Source organism: Microbacterium sp. Z11_20 (assembly GCF_057197605.1).
In genome coordinates this window covers 52,049-69,820 of record NZ_JBXVOQ010000005.1, presented here as the reverse complement: position 1 = coordinate 69,820, position 17,772 = coordinate 52,049, and the positions used below count along the sequence as shown (strand labels likewise).

Below are 17,772 nucleotides of genomic sequence, written 5' to 3'. Positions count from 1 at the left end.
GGGCTACTCCGGCAGCGGAGTGCCGCGGTACAGCGCCTCGAAGGTGTCGAGGGTGCGCTCGATGTCGTGCACGATGACGCCGTCGAGAGACGCCTGCTGCATCCGCAGGTGCTCCTCCGGCGTCGCGGTGAGCACGTCGGTGAGCCGCGCCGCCATCTCCTCGACGTTTCCCGGCTCGAAGAGATAGCCGTTCTCGCCGTCGTGCACGAGGTGCGGGAGCGCCACGGCGTTGGCCGCCACCACCGGCAGCCCTGACGCCATCGCCTCCATCGTCGCGATGGACTGCAGTTCGGCGATCGACGCGATCGCGAAGACCGTGGCCCGCGTGTAGAGGGCGCGGAGATCTTCGTCGGAGGCGTGTCCGTGGAAGGTGACGCGATCGGCGATCCCGAGCTGCTCGGCGAGCTGCTCGAGGTTCTTGCGCTGGTCGCCGCCGCCGACGATGTCGAGCGTGGCGGCCAGCGACGAATCGAGGCGCGCGAACGCCTTCAGCAGAACGTCGATGCCCTTCTCCGTCGTGAGCCGGCCCACGAACAGGACCCGGTTCTCCTCGCGCGGCGTGAGGTCGGCGGTGTAGTTGCGCCGGTCGATGCCGCAGCTGACCGGGATGACGCCGGTGATGTCGATCGTCTTCTCGAGGAAGTCTGCGGCGTTGCGCGTGGGCGTGGTCACCGCCCGCGTGAGGTCGAACGTGCGCTTGGCGTCGGCCCACGCCAGCTTCACCACGACGTTGTTGAGCGCGTCGGGGAGCGTCGTGAAGTCGATGATGTTCTCGGCCATCACGTGGTTGGTGGCGACGATGGGGATGCCGCGCTTGCGGGCTTCGCGCGCGAGGCCCCGGCCGATGACGATGTGCGACTGGATGTGGACGACGTCGGGTTTGACGGTGTCCAGGACCTTTCGCGCATAGTGCTTGGTGCGCCACGGCCACACGAACCGCAGCCAGTCGTGGGGAGGCCATCGCACCGACGGCAGCCGGTGCAGCGTCATCGGCTGACCCTCGATCACCTCGGTCTGCGGCCGCGCCCTGCGGTAGGCGAGGTTCGGGGCCATGACGTGCACGTCGTGGCCGCGTTCGACGAGGCCTGCCGAGAGGCGCTCGGCGAAGCGGGCGGCGCCGTTGATGTCGGGCGAGAAGGTATCGCAGCCCACCACGATGGTGAGGGGGCGCGCGGCGTCGGAAATGTCAGGCGTCGCAGGGGTGGTCACGGCCGGTGGCTGCCAATCTGTGCGGCGGGGCGGGTCGCACTGTGCGGTGCATGCGCACAGCCACTGTACCCGAGGCCGTTTCTCCAGCCCGGGAAGCCCTCGGCGGCGTTGCGCCGCGGCATCCCCGGCCGTGCCGGCGGACACTCACGCCGAAATGCCCGGCGCGGCATAGCCTGGGGGCATGCCGCGATTGCAGGCCGACGCCGATCCCGCCCTGTGGGTGCCCGTGACCGGATCCCTCGGGTTTCGGGGGCGCCGGCATCGCAAGGCGGCCATCCGGATGCTCCTGAGCCAGGCCGGACGCGCGATCGGGGCGGGCGACCGGCCGGGGAGCGGATTCCTGGCGTGGGCCATGAGCCAGGCGGCGCCTCTCCTCCTCCGCCGCGCCGACGGGCGGGTTCTCGTGTGGGTGTGGAAGGAAGACCCTGAGCTGCTCGTGGCCATGGCGCAGGTGCAGGAGGCGACCCCGCAGCTGCGGGCAGCGCGCGCCTCGATGCCCATGGAGTACGACGACACGGAAGACTTCCGCAACCCGCACCTGGGCGTGGGCGAGAAGCTGGTGATGGACCTCCCCAGCGACCCCCGCACGCCGCCCTTCGCGAGCTACACGTGGGACACCGGCACGTCCTTCGTGTCGCTCACGGCCGTGTGCTCCGATCGCGAGCGCGTCGGCACGGTGCTCGGCGCGGTCGACGCGATCGCGCGATCACTCCGGGTCGTCGAAGACCTGTCGCTCGACGAATCCGCAACCATCCTCCGCCTCGACCCCTGACCCCCCGCCCCCCTCCCCCCCTCCCTCCGGGGCGCGAATGCACGGGCTCGTGTCCAGTGCACGACCTTCCCGCGCGGTTTACCCGTCCGTTCGGCGGGAAGCCGTTCACTCGTCGGGATGAGCAACCCGCGGAGGGCCGCATCCGCACGCCATGCCGCATCCGCGGGACGGAGGCGCGTCGGGCTAGCGCCCCAGCGCATCCGCGTACGCCGGGATGACCCCCTTGCTCAGGATCGCGTTGGCGAAGGTCCGGGTCTCGGCGCAGCGCACGACGAGGTGCGCGGATGCCGCGATCTCGTAGAACTCGAAGCGGTCCACGGCGCGGGCCGCGCCCTCCGCGACGTCGGCCGCCGCGATGATCTCCTCCTGGGCGGCGTTCCACGTCTCCCCCGAGCGCATGAGCGTGACCGGATCCAGGTCGTCCAGCGTGAGGACCGTGCGGATGGCCCGCGTCACGCGCGGCACGTCGGCGGCGACCTCCACGACCGCACGGCCGAGCCGGAATGCGGGGAAGTGGGCATCCGTGATGACCACGAGGTCGGAATGGCCCATGTGGTCGAGGTGGCGAAGGAGGTCGCCGCTGAGAAGCGGATCTATGCCGAAGAGCATGCCGGCCTCAGATTCCGGCCACTCGACCGACGAGGTTCACGACGATGCCCATCCGGTCGAACATGGCGGCCTTGGCCAGAAGCGCCTTATCGGCGGTCTCCGCATCCGGTGCGTAGACGACCTGCGCGTGGTTCGCCTTGTGCCGCGCCATGAACTGGTCGCGGGAGACGTCGTGGAGGACGACATGAGCGATCGGCCACTCGGGGTTGGTGGCGCGCTTGCGTCTCTCGGTCTCCGCGGCCGGGAGCTCGATGGCGGTACCCCGGAAGATGTCGGCCTGCAGCACCCCTTCGGCGATGAACACGCGCGAGAGGACCAGCTCCCCCGGCTTGGACACGCCGTTCACGGTCGAGCCTCCGGCGGGGAAGAACACGGGGTCCTGGCGCCAGCCTTCGGCCCGGTCCCATCCCCCGAGGTGGGAGCCCGGCACCGAGCCGGAGATCTCGTACACCCACACGAAGCGGCCGTCGTAATCCTCACCCCAGCGGACGTCGTGGAGGGTGTTATCGGGCACGAGGCCCATCGCGGTCCACACCCGGTCGGTCACGAGCGCGTCGACGGCGACGCCCTCATCGGCCTCGTTGAAGTGAGGCAGAGCGCGGGCGGCGAAGAGTTCCCGCTCGCCATCGCGTGAGAATACCGGCGGCCGCTCCGTGGAGTTGAGGAGGCCCTCGGCGAGGTCGGACGCCGGAACCAGGTCTTTCAGGCCCTGCTGGTACTGGATGCCCACCGCATCCAAGCCGAAGTCATCCGCCATCCGCAGCGCGGCGATGTACATCTTGAGCTGCCACTGCACCTGTTCGCGGGTGAGCTCGGTGGCTTCGTCCGTTCCCAGCCGGAACGTCATCCCCCGCGAGAGCAGCCAGTCGAATGCGTCGTCGGCCTCGCTGTCGGGAACGCGCAGCATCTCCGCGTACAGCGCCGACTGGGACAGCCTCTCCTTGTAGATCCCGGTGGGGTTCAGCAGCTCGTCGTCGAAGATGGCGTTGTACATGCCCATGCAGCCCTCGTCGAACACGCCGATGATCGCTTTCTCGGCGAGCAGCTGGTCGCCCAGTGCCCGCCCGAGCTCGGTCTCGGGCGAGTCCGGGAGCGGCGGAAGCGACCGCACGTGGGAGGCATCGTGGGTGATGCGACCGGTCTGCGTCCACTCTTGGATGCCTCGAACGAACCACTCGTCGGTGAAATCCACCGACCAGATGGTCGCGTAGTCCTTCCCCATCTTGGTGAGGCCGGCGTTGAGCCCCAGCAGCCCGACGAGTCCCGGCCAGTCGCCGGCGAAGTTCGCGACGGTGAGAATCGGGCCTCGGTGGGTGCGCAGTCCGGCCAGAACGTGGTGCGAGTACTGCCACACCGCCTCGGCGACAATGAGGGGGGCGTCCACGGGGATCCGCGTGAACACGTCCAGCCCCATCCGCTGACTCGAGATGAACCCGTGCCCCGTGGCCGGGTCGACCTCGTTCGCGCGCACGACAGCCCAACCGAGATCGTTGAGGACGCCGGTGACGCCGGCCTCCAGTTCGACCTGAGTCGCCCAGCCGGCGACGTTCGCGGATTCACGCAGATCGCCGCTCGCAATCAGGTACGCCGTCTGCGGCGCAGCCTGGGGGCGGATGAGGGGAGCGGGCAACGTGTAGGTGCTCACGAGGGGGATCCTTCCGTTCGCTGTCGGGCAGCGAGAGTGTGGACGACGGGTGTCGTCGCTGAGTAGAGGTCGAGGTAGTCGGCGAAGAGGCCGTCGTACAGGCCCCCCACCGTGGGGTCTGGGTGGACCGTGGACACGACGGGGTTCCACAGGTTGATGTCGGGGGGCGAGTCGGATACCGCGGTCGCGGCGAGGAAGGCCGCCCCGAAGCTCGCGCCGACCGTCGTACGCGGAACTTCTTGGACGAGGCCGGTCACGTCGGAGACGATCTGCAGCCACAGGGCGCCTTGCGTCCCTCCGCCTACGGCGACGACCCGGCGAACGTCCGCACCGGCCGCCCGCATCGTCTCCACGTTGTGGCGCACGCCGAACGCCGTCGCCTCCAACGCCGACCGGTACAGGTCACCGCGGCCGTGGCCCAGGGTGAGACCGGCGATCACGCCGCGCGCATCCGGGTCGAGGATCGGCGTGCGCTCACCCGCGAAATACGGCAACGTGAGCAGGCCCCGCGCACCCGGGCCGGACTCCTCTGCCTCGGCAAGGAGGACCGGATAGTCGGCGCCGGTGAGGTCCGCCAACCACCCGGTGAGCGCGCCGGAGGTCGCGAGGCCACCGGCGAGGTTGCGTGATCCGGGGAACGCGCCCGCCGTGGTCCACATCGACGGCGTCCGCAGCGTCTGCGTGCCCGTGGCGATGAGGAACATCGTCGTGCCGTACATCAGCATCAGATCGCCGTCGCCGTGCGCGCCGACACTCACCGCCTCCGTCCAGGCATCGATGCTCCCCGCGATCACCGGTACGCCGGCGGGGAGTCCGGTCGTCTCGGATGCCGCCGCGGTCACGCGCCCGACGATGTCGCCCGCCCAGGCGAGATCGGGCATCTGGATTCCGGCGGCGTACCGTTCCCACCACGGCTCGTACCAGGCGGCACTCTCTATGTCATAGAGCGGCGTCATCTGGCTCGCCGATTGGTGGTCGAGGACGTACGCCCCCGTCAGGTGATGACTGAGCCACGACGCCGGCATGAAGAGCCGGCGCGCGCGGGCGGAGATCGCGGGCTCCTCGTCGGCGACCCACACGATCTTGGGACCCCCGGCCTGCGTGGTCAACGCCGAGCCGCCCACCGCAGTGATCCGTTCCTCACCGAGCTCGCGCGTCATCCGTTCGATCTGCGCCGTTGCGCGCGTGTCGACGCCGTACAGGATGGCCGGCCGCACGGGGCGTCCGTCGTCGCCGGTGAGCAGAACGCAGGGGCCCATACCGCTGACCCCCACGGCCCGGATGGTCGCGTGCGGGACGGCCGCCGACAGTGATCGCGCGAGGGCGACGAATTCCTCCCACCACACCTCCCCGTCCATCTCGACCCAGCCGGGGCGCGGCCGTGAGACGGCGTGCGCGATCGACTGCGACGCAAGGACGTCGCCGGAGTGGATGTCCACGAGCACACCCTTGCTGCTGGATGTGCCGACATCCACCCCGAGGACGCAGGAGACAGCGGTCATTGCCGTGGATCCTTTCGATGGCGGGGCGAGTTCAGGCGCGGGCGTATCTTCGGGCGACGGTGGACAGCGCCACGGCGAGAACGAGGATTCCGCCCTTGAAGATGAACTGCCAGAACGTCGGAGTTCCCAGCAGGGCAAGGCCGTTGAAGCCGACGCTGACCACGAGGACCCCGATGAGGGTTCCGACGATGTGGAACTCTCCGTCGCGGAGCGTGGCGGAGCCGAGGAAGACGGCGGCGAAGGAGTCCATGAGGTAGCCGTCGGCGGCGCTGACGGTGCCGCTTCCGAGGATCGAGGCGAGGAGGATGCCGGTGATGGCGGCGCAGACGCCCGCGATCACGAACGCGGTGATCTTCGACCGGTCCGTGCGGATGCCTGCCAGGCGTGCCGCCTTGGTGTTGGCCCCCACCGCCTGAATGCGCTGACCCGACGCCGTGCGGTTGAGGATGATCCACAGGAGGGCCACGACCGCTGCCATGAACCAGATCGGGTTCTGAATGCCCAGGAAACGCGCCAGCGTGATCCAGGTGAACTCGACCGGAACCTGCGTGATCGGAGACCCCGCCGTGTATCCGAACGCGAGGCCGGTCAGGATCGTCCCGACACCGAGGGTCGCGACGACGGCGTTGACCCGGGCTTTGGTCACCAGCACACCGTTCACCGCGCCGATTCCGCCGCCCACCATCAGGGTGACGAGGATGGCGAGGATCAGTGGAAGGCCCTGATTGGCGATCAGTCCCGTCACCAGCACGCCGGCAAGGCTCGCGGCGTATCCGACGCTCAGGTCGAACTCCCCCACGACGAGCACCATCGTCAGGCCGCAGGCGATGATCGCGGTCAGGGCGGACTGGTTGACGATGCTGAGCAGGTTGTTGGGGCTCAGGAACGCCCCGTTGGGCACGAGGAGGGCGAAGATGATCACCATCAGCGCCATCGCGATGAGCGTGCCGTACTTGGAGACGATCAGGAGCGCCACGTTGCCCGCGCGGCTCTTCGCGCGAAGGGGTTTCGGCGCCGGCGCCACCGGGCTGGAGCCGGTCGGCTGCGCCGCCGGGTCGGCTGTGGTCGAGGTCATGCTGCGTCCTTTCCGTTCTCCCGCTCGAAGCTGAGCGAGAGGAGGCGATCGGTCGTGATCGCCGGTCCGACGAGTTCGCCCGTGATGCGGCCTTCTGCCATCACCAGGACCCGGTCGCACAGACCCACGAGTTCTTCGTTATCTGAGGAGATGGCCAGCACCGCGGTCCCGCGCGCCGCGAGCTCACGGACGACACGGTGCACCTCCGCGCGGGCGCCCACATCCACGCCGCGGGAGGGTTCGTCGAGGATCAGCAGGCGCGGCTGATCGAGCAGCCATCGTGCGATGGCCACCTTCTGCTGGTTGCCTCCGGACAGGGAGCCCACCGGGTCACTGACGTCGCGCGCCTTGACGGTGACCTCCCGGGCGATGGCCTGGGCGCGCTTGCGCCCTGCCCTCAGCCGGAGCAGCGGCCACACCCGCGACCAGCGGAGGCCGGCGAGCTTGGCCACGTTGATGTTGAAGTCGATGGAACGGTCGAGGAAGAGGCTTTCCGAGCGACGCTCCTCCGGCACGAGGCCGATTCCCGCGCGCACGGCGTCGGCCGGCTCCCGGAACCGCACCTCACGGCCGTTCAGACGGATCGAGCCGGCCGTGCGTGCGGCCTCGCCGTAGATGAGACGTGCGACCTCGGTTCGTCCTGCGCCGACGAGCCCGCCCAGCCCGACGACCTCTCCCGCATGCACCGTCAGAGACACCCCCCGCACGAGACGGGCGTCACTGACGCCCGTCACCTCCAGCACGGGCGAGCCGGTGGGCGCAGGCTCGTGCCCGTGCTCCGCGATCTCGATGTCGCGGCCGACGATGGCGCGCACGAGGTCGGCCTTGGAGGAGCGTTCGGCGACGGTGCGCCGGGTGACGGCGCCGTCCTTGAAGACGGTGACGTCATCGCAGAGCTCGCTGACTTCGTCCAGTCGGTGCGACACGAAGACGACCGCCGTCCCCGACGCGGCCAGCTCGCGGATGATCGCGTGCAGGCGGGTGGCTTCCTCCGCCGAGAGGGACGCCGTCGGCTCATCCATGGCGATCAGGCGCGCGTCCCGCATCAGCGCCCGCCCGATGAGGACGAGCCACTGGTCGGCGGTGCTCAGGTCGTCGACGTTCGCGGAGATGCTGAAGCGCATGCCGAGGCGCTCAGCGACCCGGCGGGCGCGTTCGCGAGCGGGGCGCCAGTCGATCAGCCCCACCGTGGTGGGCGGCTTCTGACCGAGCATCATGTTCCGCAGCACGCTCCAGCCGGGGATGAGACTCATCTCCTGATGGATGAATGCCAGCCCCCGAGCGGACGCGTCATCGGGCGTCACGATGCGCACCGGCTCGCCCTCGAGAAGGATCTCCCCGGAGTCGGGCGTCTCGATGCCGGCGAGGCACTTGATCAGCGTGGACTTGCCTGCACCGTTCGCGCCGATCAATCCGTGAACGACGCCCGGGCGGATGTCGAAGCTGACGCCGGCGAGCGCCTGCACGCCTCCGAAGCTCTTGCTGATCTCCCGCACCGACAGGAGCGGGGGGAACTCCCCGTGCCGCCCGTCGGCGACACGGGGAGGTAGTACGGATGCGCTCATCAATCGAGCGCTTCCGGGTGCTCTTCGAGGAACTCGTCGATGTTCTCCGACGTCACCAGCACGCCCGGGACGTCGATCCGCTGGGGGGTGAAGTCCTCCGACTCGATCGCAGCGAGGACGGTCTCGAACATCGTGCGGCCCTCGAGGAACGCGTCCTCGTAGACCGTCGCCGTCAGTTCGCCGTCCTGAACCGCCTTGATGGCGGTGCTGGAGCCGTTGATCCCATAGGTCAGGATGTCGGTGCGCCCCTGCTGCTTGATGGAGGAGATGGCGCCGAGGGTCGGGTCCTCCCAGCATCCCCAGACCGCCAGGTTCTTGCTGCCTGCCGGGTGTGCGGCCATCCAGGCGTTGGCGTAACGTGCGCCGTCCTGGAGGAAGCCGGGGATGTTCACCTCGTTCTTGGTCACGGTGATGTCCGGCGCCGACTCCGCGAGCATCTCATCGAAGAGCACCTCGCGGTCGCGGCAGACCTGGCCGGTGCGGTAGGTCAGGGCCAGGACCTCGCCCTCGCCCTCCATCGACTCGATGAGGGCCCGGGTCGCCGGCTCGGCGAAGGGCGCTCCATCTCCCGCGGTGAGGACGACTCCGGTGCCGTCGCCGCCGCCCCACGTCGCCACCGGGACGCCGGCCTGCTCCGCTGCCGTCAGACCCGCACCCAGGGACGTCGTGGGGAACACGAGGTCGAAGATCATGCCGGCGTCTTTGTTCACGAAGTTCTGGATCGCCGTGTTGGCCTGATCGGCGTTTCCTGCCGCATCCACGACCTCGACGGTCCAGCCGGCCTCCTCCGCCGCCTCGGTGGCGCCTGCGATCACGCGGGCGTTGTTGGCATCGGTCGCACTGATGGTGACGATGCCCAGCAGGGTGCTGTCGCTTCCGTTGCCGCCGGCTTCAGGCTCGCTGCCCGATTCGCTCGGGACACTGCAGGCCGACAGGGCCATCAGGGCCGTGACGCCCAGCGCTGTAGCGAGAACCGCTCTGTTCTTGCGCATTTCTCTCCTTCTTGGTGGTGGGGATGATCTGGGCTCGGGTGCCCAGTCGTCTATGAGGGGTCCGGGTCCGTGATGCGCGAGGAGACCCCCGACGCGAGCAGAAGCTCGGCGACGCTCAGGCCGTCCTCGTACGTCCGCGACGGGTGTCGCCGGAACGTGTCGTATTCGTGCACGATCACCAGTCGGTCGGTGTCGCGGGCCGTGCGGGCCATCTCGTCGATGATCTGGAGGCCTCGCCATCCGCTGCCCCCGCCGAAGCCGATGTTCACCGGCACACCGGAACCGCCGATCCCTTCGGCGTTCTCGTAGGAGTACAGGGCGTCACCGGTGATGACCCAGCTGTCCTCGCCGTCGTCCACGACGACGTACTGCCCGCCCATGGTGTGGGTGTCCAACGCGGTGCGGATGTGCAGGCCCGGAAAGAGGTTCTCCACGGGTCCGTCCAGGAGACGCAGCCGCCCATCCGCGGCCATCTCCTCGAGCATCGAGACATCCTCCGGGTCGAGGGCACCGATGATCGAGGCGTAGAGGTGGGCGTTCTCCAGTGCCCATCGCGAACTCTCCAGCTCGACGCGCTGCAGGTAGAAGGTCGCGTTGGGGAAGTACCGTGCCGCGCCGGCATGGTCGTAATGCGCGTGCGTGAGGATGACGGTGTCGATGTCCTCGGGCTTGACGCCCACCTTCGCGAGCACCGCATCGGGGGCCTGGAAGTCGACGATGTCGTTCACGTCGTTGTAGGCCTTGTTCGAGCCGCGGTTGTCGTGGCCGACGTCGACGAGGATCTTGTGACCGGCGCCTTCGACGTAGACGTACGAGTACGCGAACATGCGCGTCGAGCCGTCCCACACGCCGTAGAAGATGCACCCCATCGGCTGCTCCAGACAGTGCGAATACTCCAGCATCCACAGGGAGTACGACGTCATCGAAGCCCTCGCTCACCCGGCCGCCAGTGGCCGACCTGGCGACTCTAGGAAGCAGCAGGAGGGGGAGTCAAAGTGGAAACCGGCCGTTTTCGTCACGACCGACCACAACGCCCGGCATGAGGTCGATACCCGGCGGAGCCGATCGCAACGGCCGCCTTATTATCGGATGTGGAGGTATTCAGAACAGTAGTGTGGAGTCATGACGGGGAGCACTATGACGTGGCCAGCCGTCTCGTACGAGGAACGCACGTGGGAGCCGGCCGCGGATGTCCGCGACTCCTTCAGCCCGCATCGCGCCGTGTCCGGTCCCTACCGAGCGTCCGTGCCGCCCTCGGTCTCCTCGCTCGCGCTGCCGATCGCACCCGACACGCTCTCGCGCGCGTTCGACGCCACCGGCGACCTGATCCGGCTCGACGCCGAACTCGGCGGACGGGATGCCGCCCTCCCGGCGCTTCTGCTGCGCGCCGAGTGCACGGCCAGCTCGGCGATCGAACGCGTCACCGCGTCCGCCGGCGCTCTCATGCTCGCCGGTATCGACGAGTCCCTCGAACCGGCCGCGCGGCAGATCGCCTCCCATGTCCGGGCGGATGAGGTGGCCCTCAGCCTCGCGGGATCTCTCACCGAGGACGCGATCGTTCAGATCCAGCGGACCCTCATGGCCTCCACGCGGCCCGACCGTCGCGGGCGGTGGCGGGACCAGCAGGTATGGATCGGCGGCGGTTCGCTGGGACCTCAACGTGCCTCCTTCGTCCCGCCCCATCAGTCCCGGGTCGCCGAGCTCATGACCGACCTCGTGGGCTTCATCCGCCGCACGGACGTACCGGCGCTCGCGCAGATCGCCATCGCCCACGCGCAGTACGAGACCATCCACCCCTTCCTGGAGGTGAACGGCCGGACGGGCCGGGCGCTGATGCAGGCGATGCTCCGCCGCGCAGACGTCACGCGCGCCGTGGTCGTCCCGCTCTCTGCCGGGCTGCTGCAGGACACCGCGGAGTACTTCGACGCCCTCACCAAGTACCGCGCGGGCCACGTCGATCCCATCGTGGACGTGTTCGCCAGCGCGGCCCATACGGCGGTCGCCTCCAGTCGCGTGCTCATGGACGACCTCGACGCGGTACGCGCATCGTGGCGGAACCGCGCGACATCACGTCAAGGCTCGGCGGCCCGCCGGTTGATGGAGTTGCTGGAACGCCAGCCCGTCATCAACTCGCGTCTGGCGGTGTCGTACCTCGGCGTCACGGCTCCGAACGCCCTCCTCGCGATCGACCGCCTGGTGGACGACGGCATCCTCACGCAGGTCGGGTCGGGGCGGCGGAACCGGACGTGGGCGGCTCGCGACGTCCTGCAGGCCATGGACGCGCTCGCGGAACGCGCACGCCGCCGACGCTGACGTAGGTGTCGCCCGCGCCCTCCCTGCCCCCCCCTCCCGCGGGGCGCGAATGCACGGGTTCGTGTCGAGCGCACGACCTTCCGACGCGGTTTACCCGTCCGTTCGGCGGGAAGCCGTTCACTCGCGGGTGCAGGAGCCGCGCGGCGCTACCCGCTCGCCGGGCGCACATCCTCGAGGCGTCGAGAGAGTGTGGGCTCGCGAGGCCATGTTCACGCGGGGGGCGGTGGCTCCGAGGGCAGCTCCCGTCTCGGCTGATCGCCACCGCGCCAGTCGGCGACGGCGAGATACCGTCCCGTGACGGATACGGCGTCAGGCCGCGGGTGGGTACGGGTGAGAAGGCCGGGAGTCCACGCATCGCGCACCTCTCCCACGTCCCGGCCCTCGAGCACCGCAGCTGCCTGCACCGCAGCTCCGGCAGCGACCGCCTCGGGCGCGTCCTTGGTGATCACGTCCCGGCCGGTGAGATCCGCGAGCACGCGACGGTACGCCTCTCCCCGGGCACCGCCGCCCATCAACACGATGTCACCGTCGGTGGGGACTCCCAGATCTTCGAGCAGTCTCTGGCCACGGACCAGCCCCAGCAAGACACCTTCGAAGGCGCTCAGCGCGACCTGTTCGCGGCTGGTGCTCGTCGTCAGGCCATGCAGCGTCCCCGATGCGAACGGCCGGTCGGGTGAACGCTCACCGTCGAGGTACGCCGCCAGCACCGGACGGTCGGGCGTGGGACGGGCGGCCAGGGCCAGCCGGCCGAGCCCGTCGAGATCGACTCCGAGGATCGTCGCGAAGGTGTCGGTGACCTTCGTCGCATTCAGCGTGCAGATCACGGGAAGGTAGGCGCCCGTCGCATCCGCGACACCGTTCACCCAGCCGCTGCGGTCATGGATGGGCGCGTCCGACATGGCGAACACCACGCCCGACGTCCCGAGGCTGTATCCCACGTCACCCAGGCGCATCCCCATGCCCAACGCACCGGCGTGGGTGTCACCCGCTCCCGGCCCGATGACGACGTCGGGGCGCAGGCCCAGAGCGCGGGCCGCCGCAGAGGAGGCCGTGCCGGCGGCTTCATCGGGACCGAGCACACGGGGAAGCAGCGCCTCCCATGCGATCTCTGAGGACACGAAGCGGCGGAGAAGGTCGATGTTCCAGCGGCCGGTGGTCGCGGAGTAATAACCGGTGCCCGAGGCCTCGGAACGGTCCGTCACGGCAGAACCGGTGAGCTGGAAGGTGAGGTAGTCGTGCGGCAGAAGCACGTGCGCCACGCGCGGGAGGAGATGCGGCTCATGCGCCGCGACCCACGCCAGCTTGGTGATGGTGAACGCCGCCGTCGGCACAGAGCCGACGGCACGCGCCCATTCCGCCATGCCGAGGTCTGCCACCATGGCGTCGGCCTGGGCGCTCGACTCGGTGTCATTCCACAGTTTCGCGTCGCGCAGCGGGGCGCCGGTCTCGTCGACGAGCACCAGGCCATGACATTGGCCCGCAATGCTCATCGCGTCGATCTCATCGGCCCGCACGCCTGCGGAGTCCGTCGCCGCGCGGAGCGCCTCGCCGAGCGCACTCCACCACCGCCTGGGGTCCTGTTCACTGCGGGGAGGGGTGCTCGAGGGGTGCGCAGCGCGCCCGCTACCGAGGCGTCGCCCCGTCCCGGAGTCCCTGAGCTCCACCGTGCACGACTGCGTCGAACTGTCGACGCCGGCGACGACTGCCATGGTTGTCTCCCCTGTCCTGAGGTCGGCTCACGCCAGCTTGCGCACCGTTTCGGGCTCCGTCGCGATTCGGCCGACCGCCCCGGCAGGGTGCGCCTCGAGCACCTCTTTCCAGCTGTACCCGTTGTAATGCATCAGCACGTAGGCGAACGCATCGCCCCAGGCCGCTGAGACGAGGGTGCTGCCCATGGCCACGATGCCGCCCGGGTCCGCCTCCGCCGGCGACTGCAGCAGCACGGTGACGTCGGAGAGCGCCGCGATCGGCGAGCCGGCCTGTGAGGTCAGCGCGATGATCTTGCAGCCACGCGCTCGGGCCAGGACGAGCAGATCGTTGATCTCAGCGGACTGCCCGCCCTTCGAGATCGCGATCACGAGGTCGCCCTCGCTCAGCGCGCCCGAGCTGCCGTGAAGTGCATCCATCGGGTGGAGGAACACTGCGGGGCTGCCGCACACCGACAGCAGATGGGCGAGGCGTCGCGCGACCATCCCCGACGTGCCCGAACCGACGGCGAAGATCTTGCCCTTGGTGGCCAGAGCAAGATCCACCGCCGCGGCGAAACTGGCGTCCGCCTGATCCGCCACCGAACGGACGGCGTCGGCCTCGGCGTGGATCAGAGCGCGGGCGATGTCGAGCGCGTCAGCGCTGATGCTGGGCATCGGAGGGAACCTCGTTCGTTCGGTGCGGATCGGCGGGGGGATGGTCCACCCCGTCCGGAGGCGGAAGCGGGCGGCGCCTGGTCCACCGCGCGAGAGGGACTTTCCTCAGCTGGAGCGAGTTCAGGTACACGGCTCCCACCAGCAGGACGCCGAGGGCGAGCAGCTGCGCACGGGGCCCTGACGAGCCGGGGAAGGTGATGAGCAGGGCTGCGTTGAGCCACGTGACCAGCAGCGCCGCCACGACGGTCCCGCTGATGCGCCCGCGGCCGCCTTGGATCGCGACTCCTCCGAGCACGGCGATCGTGATCGCCGGGAGCGCGAGCCCGTTGCCGGCCGTTCCCGCATCGGGGCGCGCCGACGCGAACTGGGCGACGTTCACGATCGCCGCCAGACCGCACAGCATGCCCGACGCGAGATAGGCGGAGGCGCGGATGCGCCGGACGGGCAGAGTCGCGTAGAGCGCGGCGGTGTCGTTGGTGCCCACCGCGTACAGCGAGCGGCCCCAGGGCGAACGCGAGAGCGCGAACCAGGTCACGATGACGGCCGGGAGCAGGATGGTGAGCACGTGCATCGGCAGGTACAGCCGCGCGCCGAGATCGATGCTCGACGTGAGCGCGTTCGTTGCGGCGACCCGCTCGCCGGAGATCGGCGCCCCGCCGGTCATAAGCAGAGCGGCGGCGCCGAAGACATAGGCGGTGGCGAGCGTCGCGATCAGTGGCGGAAAGCCCAGGTAGCCCACGAGCCAGCCGTTCAGGGCGCCGAACACCGCGCCCGCGGCGACCGTCACAGCCGCAGCCGGGAGCACGTCCCATCCGAGCGGACCCACCAGACCCGCGAAGATCATGCCGGCGAGGGAGACCATCCCTCCGACCGACAGGTCGATGCCCGACCGGCCGGAGATGATCACGAATGTCTGCGCCAGCGCGAGCAGCGCGAGCGGAACCAGTGAGATCAACGAACTCAGCAGGTAGCTCACGGTGAAGGGACCCAGCAGCATGCCGTTCGCACCGAGCAGGGAGAAGGTCACCAGCATCGCGACGGTGAGGAGGACCAGCAGCATGGTGCGATCACGCGCCACCTCGGCGATCCGCTGTGATGCGGGCACGCGCATCCGCGTGTCCGGTGAAGGAGCGGTTCTCGCGTTCACAGGCGGGCCCTTCTCTTCTGGCGGGCGAGGTCGACACCCACGGCGATGACGATGGAGGCGCCCACGAAGAGGTTGGACAGCTCGCTCGGCCACCCGAGGTGGGTGACGGCGCTGCCGACGCTGCCGACGAGCAGTGCACCGAGGAGGGTTCCCAGCACCGTGCCCCGTCCGCCCAGCACCGACGTGCCGCCGATGACGACAGCGGCGATCACCTGCAGCTCGAGTCCTGCTCCGATGTTCTGCTGCACCAGGCCGCCCGAGCCGAGCATGATGGCACCGGCGATCCCCACGCAGGCGCCGGTGAGGACGTAGACGCCCGCCGTGGCCCGCCGCACTTTCACTCCCGCCAGCCGTGCGGCCAGCGCGTCGCCGCCGATCGCGTAGAGGTGACGCCCGCCCGCCCAGTACCGCATGTACACCCAGACGATCGCGACGGCGACGATCATGATCCAGAACGCGTTCGGCACGCCGAACAGCCGGGCGGTGTTGGATCCGCCGATCACCGCAAGCGTGCCTGGGACACCATCGACCTGCTGATCGCCGAAGATCTGCAGCGCCACGAAGCGGAAGATGTTGAGCGTTCCGAAGGTGACGATGATCGGATGGATCCGAGTCACCGTCACCAGGAAGGCATTGACGCTCCCCAGCGCGACGCCGACGAGCACACCTGCCACGATGGCGAGGGGAAGCGGTACGTCGAAGTCGCGCAGCATCTTGGCCAGTACGACCATGACGACCGCGATCTGGCTCCCCACCGACACGTCGATGCCGGCGGTGACCATGACTGCCGTCATGCCCACGCCGATGAGCGCGATCGGCGCGACCTGGTACAGAATCGCGCCGATGTTGTTGGCGGTCAGGAACGTGTCGGTCGCAACGGCCAGCACCGCCCACAGCAGCACGAGAACCCCGATGAGAACGAGTTCTTGTCCCTGCAGCAGAGGCAGCGCGCGGCGGCGGCGCACAGTGGCGACGGCGGTCATCCCCGAACCTCCTCGGAGTGGTGGGCGATCAGGGACGCCTCGGCGGTGTCGTCGCCGGATGCCGCTGCCAGGATGCGCGCGGTCGACGCGCCTCGCGCGAACTCGGCCACCACCCCACCGCGACGCATGATCAGGACGCGATCGGCGAGGGTTCGCACCTCGTCCAGATCGGAGGAGATGAGGAGCACGGCAGCGCCCGCCCGGGCAAGCTCGAGCACCAGGCGATGGATCTCCCCTTTCGCACCGATGTCGACCCCCTGCGAGGGCTCTTCGAGGAGCAGCACGTGGGGATTTCCGATGAGTTGGCGTGCGAGCACGACCTTCTGCTGGTTTCCGCCGGACAGCGCACCGATCGGCGTCTCCGGATGCGGCGCCTTGACCCGGAGCGAGCGCATGGCGTCGATGGCGCTCGCGCGCTCCCGCGCCGTTCTCATGAACAGCCCGTGAAAGGAGAACCGACGCAGGTGAGAGGCCGTGAGATTGAAGGTGAGCGACTTATCGAGGAAGGCGCCCTGCACCTTGCGATTTCCCGGCAGCATCGCAATGCCTGCCCTGGCCGCGTCTCGAGGCGAGGCGATACGGCGGCGGGACCCGCGCACGCGGATTTCGCCCGATCGCGCCGGCGTGACGCCGTTGAGGGCGCGCGCTAGCTCGGTGGTACCCGACCCGATCAGGCCGTACACGCCGACGATCTCGCCCTGACGCACGGACAGGTCGGCCGAGTGCAATGCCCGGCCGGCCGACAACCCCTTCACCTCCAGCCCGGGCTCTCCCCCGGTGCTGCGGACACCCGCGTCGACGTCCTCGAGTTCGCGGCCCACCATCAGCTCCGCGATCGCGCGCGTGGTGAGAGCCGCCATCGGACGGCTTTCGACCACAGCGCCGTCCCGCATGACGGTCACGCGATCAGCGATCTGGCCCAGTTCGTCGAGGCGGTGCGAGATGTAGATGACCCCGACGCCGGCATCCCGCATCCGTCGCACCACACCGAAGAGGGTCTCGATGTCGTGATCCGCGAGAATCGCCGAGGGCTCGTCCAGGATGAGCACCCGCACGCGGGTCGCGAACGCCTTCGCGATGGAGATGAGCTGCTGTTCGCCGATACTCAGATCGCCCACCTGGCGCGGCGCCAGGGCGGTGTCGAGTCCGATCTGGTCGAGGAGAGTCGCAGCCTCATCGAACTGCTCGCCCCACCGGACGGGACCCCCCGGGCGGTGCAGTTCGCGACCGAGGAAAAGGTTCTCCGCGACCGTGAGTTCGGAGAACAGGTGCGGCTCCTGGTAGACGGTCGATATCCCCGCAGCCAGCGAAGCGCTCGGACTTCCCGCGGTGAGCTGCTGGCCCCGCACGGTGATGATGCCGGTGTCGGGCCTCTCGACTCCGGAGAGCATCTTTATGAGCGTGGACTTCCCGGCACCGTTCTCGCCCACCAACGCGTGCACCTCACCGAGATCCACCGTGAAGTCGACGCCGCGGAGCGCGCGCACTCCCCCATACGCTTTGGTGAGGCCCTCCGCGCGCAGCAGGGTCGCGTCGCCCTCGGCGACGGTCGCGTCCGCATCGATTGTCATCGTGTATCCCTCCGGATGCGGGGCGG

The 17,772-nt window shown here is 69.3% G+C and carries 15 protein-coding genes; 2 read left to right on the top strand and 13 right to left on the bottom strand.

Going from position 1 to position 17,772, the window contains the following annotated elements; genetic code table 11:
* Nucleotides 1-3: 3 nt before the first annotated feature.
* Nucleotides 4-1,209, bottom strand: coding sequence for a glycosyltransferase (locus tag AC2DFQ_RS12755; protein ID WP_484507724.1), 1,206 nt, complete (start codon nt 1,207-1,209; stop codon nt 4-6).
* Between the two features lie 181 nt (nt 1,210-1,390).
* On the opposite strand from AC2DFQ_RS12755, the gene AC2DFQ_RS12750 reads away from it, so the two are divergent.
* Nucleotides 1,391-1,981 carry a hypothetical protein gene (locus tag AC2DFQ_RS12750; RefSeq protein WP_484507723.1) on the top strand — a complete coding sequence of 197 codons (591 nt, stop codon included), beginning with the start codon at nt 1,391-1,393 and terminating at the stop codon, nt 1,979-1,981.
* Between the two features lie 183 nt (nt 1,982-2,164).
* Here the strand turns inward: AC2DFQ_RS12750 and AC2DFQ_RS12745 are convergent, their stop codons facing one another.
* From AC2DFQ_RS12745 to AC2DFQ_RS12715, 7 genes are read right to left on the bottom strand one after another with little or no spacing between them, the layout of a single operon-like run.
* The gene (locus tag AC2DFQ_RS12745) at nt 2,165-2,590 is read right to left on the bottom strand and encodes an RbsD/FucU domain-containing protein (RefSeq protein WP_484534153.1); all 426 of its coding nucleotides are present in this window, start codon (nt 2,588-2,590) and stop codon (nt 2,165-2,167) included.
* Between the two features lie 7 nt (nt 2,591-2,597).
* Complete coding sequence (locus AC2DFQ_RS12740) at nt 2,598-4,235, bottom strand: fucose isomerase (RefSeq protein WP_484534152.1); 1,638 nt, start codon at nt 4,233-4,235, stop codon at nt 2,598-2,600.
* Nucleotides 4,232-5,737, bottom strand: coding sequence for an FGGY-family carbohydrate kinase (locus AC2DFQ_RS12735; protein ID WP_484534151.1), 1,506 nt, complete (start codon nt 5,735-5,737; stop codon nt 4,232-4,234). Before AC2DFQ_RS12735 ends, AC2DFQ_RS12740 begins: the two co-directional genes overlap by 4 nt.
* 31 nt (nt 5,738-5,768) lie before the next feature.
* Entirely contained in the window at nt 5,769-6,812 is a 1,044-nt protein-coding gene (locus AC2DFQ_RS12730; RefSeq protein ID WP_484534150.1) for an ABC transporter permease, read from the bottom strand.
* Nucleotides 6,809-8,377, bottom strand: coding sequence for a sugar ABC transporter ATP-binding protein (locus AC2DFQ_RS12725; protein ID WP_484534149.1), 1,569 nt, complete (start codon nt 8,375-8,377; stop codon nt 6,809-6,811). Before AC2DFQ_RS12725 ends, AC2DFQ_RS12730 begins: the two co-directional genes overlap by 4 nt.
* Complete coding sequence (locus AC2DFQ_RS12720) at nt 8,377-9,369, bottom strand: sugar ABC transporter substrate-binding protein (RefSeq protein ID WP_484507717.1); 993 nt, start codon at nt 9,367-9,369, stop codon at nt 8,377-8,379. The genes AC2DFQ_RS12725 and AC2DFQ_RS12720 overlap by 1 nt, the downstream gene beginning before the upstream one ends.
* A gap of 50 nt (nt 9,370-9,419) precedes the next feature.
* Complete coding sequence (locus AC2DFQ_RS12715; protein WP_484507716.1) at nt 9,420-10,292, bottom strand: N-acyl homoserine lactonase family protein; 873 nt, start codon at nt 10,290-10,292, stop codon at nt 9,420-9,422.
* A 199-nt stretch (nt 10,293-10,491) separates the two neighbouring features.
* On the opposite strand from AC2DFQ_RS12715, the gene AC2DFQ_RS12710 reads away from it, so the two are divergent.
* On the top strand, nt 10,492-11,682 hold the full coding sequence (locus tag AC2DFQ_RS12710) for a Fic family protein (RefSeq protein ID WP_484534148.1): 1,191 nt from the start codon (nt 10,492-10,494) through the stop codon (nt 11,680-11,682).
* 209 nt (nt 11,683-11,891) lie between these two features.
* Here AC2DFQ_RS12710 and xylB read toward each other — a convergent pair whose 3' ends face one another.
* The 5 genes from xylB to AC2DFQ_RS12685 are packed head-to-tail and all read right to left on the bottom strand — an operon-like array spanning nt 11,892 to nt 17,746.
* Nucleotides 11,892-13,391, bottom strand: a complete 1,500-nt coding sequence (gene xylB / locus AC2DFQ_RS12705; RefSeq protein ID WP_484534147.1) for a xylulokinase — start codon at nt 13,389-13,391, stop codon at nt 11,892-11,894.
* Nucleotides 13,392-13,418: 27 nt separating this feature from the next.
* Complete coding sequence (locus AC2DFQ_RS12700; protein ID WP_484534146.1) at nt 13,419-14,045, bottom strand: SIS domain-containing protein; 627 nt, start codon at nt 14,043-14,045, stop codon at nt 13,419-13,421.
* Nucleotides 14,026-15,150 (bottom strand): ABC transporter permease, encoded by a 1,125-nt coding sequence (locus AC2DFQ_RS12695; RefSeq protein WP_484534145.1) that lies wholly within the window; start codon nt 15,148-15,150, stop codon nt 14,026-14,028. The genes AC2DFQ_RS12700 and AC2DFQ_RS12695 overlap by 20 nt, the downstream gene beginning before the upstream one ends.
* A 38-nt stretch (nt 15,151-15,188) precedes the next feature.
* Nucleotides 15,189-16,175 (bottom strand): ABC transporter permease, encoded by a 987-nt coding sequence (locus tag AC2DFQ_RS12690; protein ID WP_484534144.1) that lies wholly within the window; start codon nt 16,173-16,175, stop codon nt 15,189-15,191.
* Nucleotides 16,172-17,746: a sugar ABC transporter ATP-binding protein gene (locus AC2DFQ_RS12685; RefSeq protein ID WP_484534143.1), complete on the bottom strand. Its 1,575-nt coding sequence runs from the start codon at nt 17,744-17,746 to the stop codon at nt 16,172-16,174. Before AC2DFQ_RS12685 ends, AC2DFQ_RS12690 begins: the two co-directional genes overlap by 4 nt.
* Nucleotides 17,747-17,772 lie beyond the last annotated feature (26 nt).

What these genes read in the sequence shown, in the direction of transcription:
- AC2DFQ_RS12710 (WP_484534148.1), top strand. Translation starts at nt 10,492, where the DNA reads ATGACGGGGAGCACTATGACGTGGCCAGCCGTCTCGTACGAGGAACGC.
- AC2DFQ_RS12725 (WP_484534149.1), bottom strand. Translation starts at nt 8,377, where the DNA reads ATGAGCGCATCCGTACTACCTCCCCGTGTCGCCGACGGGCGGCACGGG.
- AC2DFQ_RS12730 (WP_484534150.1), bottom strand. Translation starts at nt 6,812, where the DNA reads ATGACCTCGACCACAGCCGACCCGGCGGCGCAGCCGACCGGCTCCAGC.
- AC2DFQ_RS12735 (WP_484534151.1), bottom strand. Translation starts at nt 5,737, where the DNA reads ATGACCGCTGTCTCCTGCGTCCTCGGGGTGGATGTCGGCACATCCAGC.
- AC2DFQ_RS12750 (WP_484507723.1), top strand. Translation starts at nt 1,391, where the DNA reads ATGCCGCGATTGCAGGCCGACGCCGATCCCGCCCTGTGGGTGCCCGTG.
- AC2DFQ_RS12720 (WP_484507717.1), bottom strand. Translation starts at nt 9,369, where the DNA reads ATGCGCAAGAACAGAGCGGTTCTCGCTACAGCGCTGGGCGTCACGGCC.
- AC2DFQ_RS12685 (WP_484534143.1), bottom strand. Translation starts at nt 17,746, where the DNA reads ATGACAATCGATGCGGACGCGACCGTCGCCGAGGGCGACGCGACCCTG.
- AC2DFQ_RS12745 (WP_484534153.1), bottom strand. Translation starts at nt 2,590, where the DNA reads ATGCTCTTCGGCATAGATCCGCTTCTCAGCGGCGACCTCCTTCGCCAC.
- AC2DFQ_RS12700 (WP_484534146.1), bottom strand. Translation starts at nt 14,045, where the DNA reads ATGCCCAGCATCAGCGCTGACGCGCTCGACATCGCCCGCGCTCTGATC.
- AC2DFQ_RS12690 (WP_484534144.1), bottom strand. Translation starts at nt 16,175, where the DNA reads ATGACCGCCGTCGCCACTGTGCGCCGCCGCCGCGCGCTGCCTCTGCTG.
- AC2DFQ_RS12715 (WP_484507716.1), bottom strand. Translation starts at nt 10,292, where the DNA reads ATGACGTCGTACTCCCTGTGGATGCTGGAGTATTCGCACTGTCTGGAG.
- xylB (WP_484534147.1), bottom strand. Translation starts at nt 13,391, where the DNA reads ATGGCAGTCGTCGCCGGCGTCGACAGTTCGACGCAGTCGTGCACGGTG.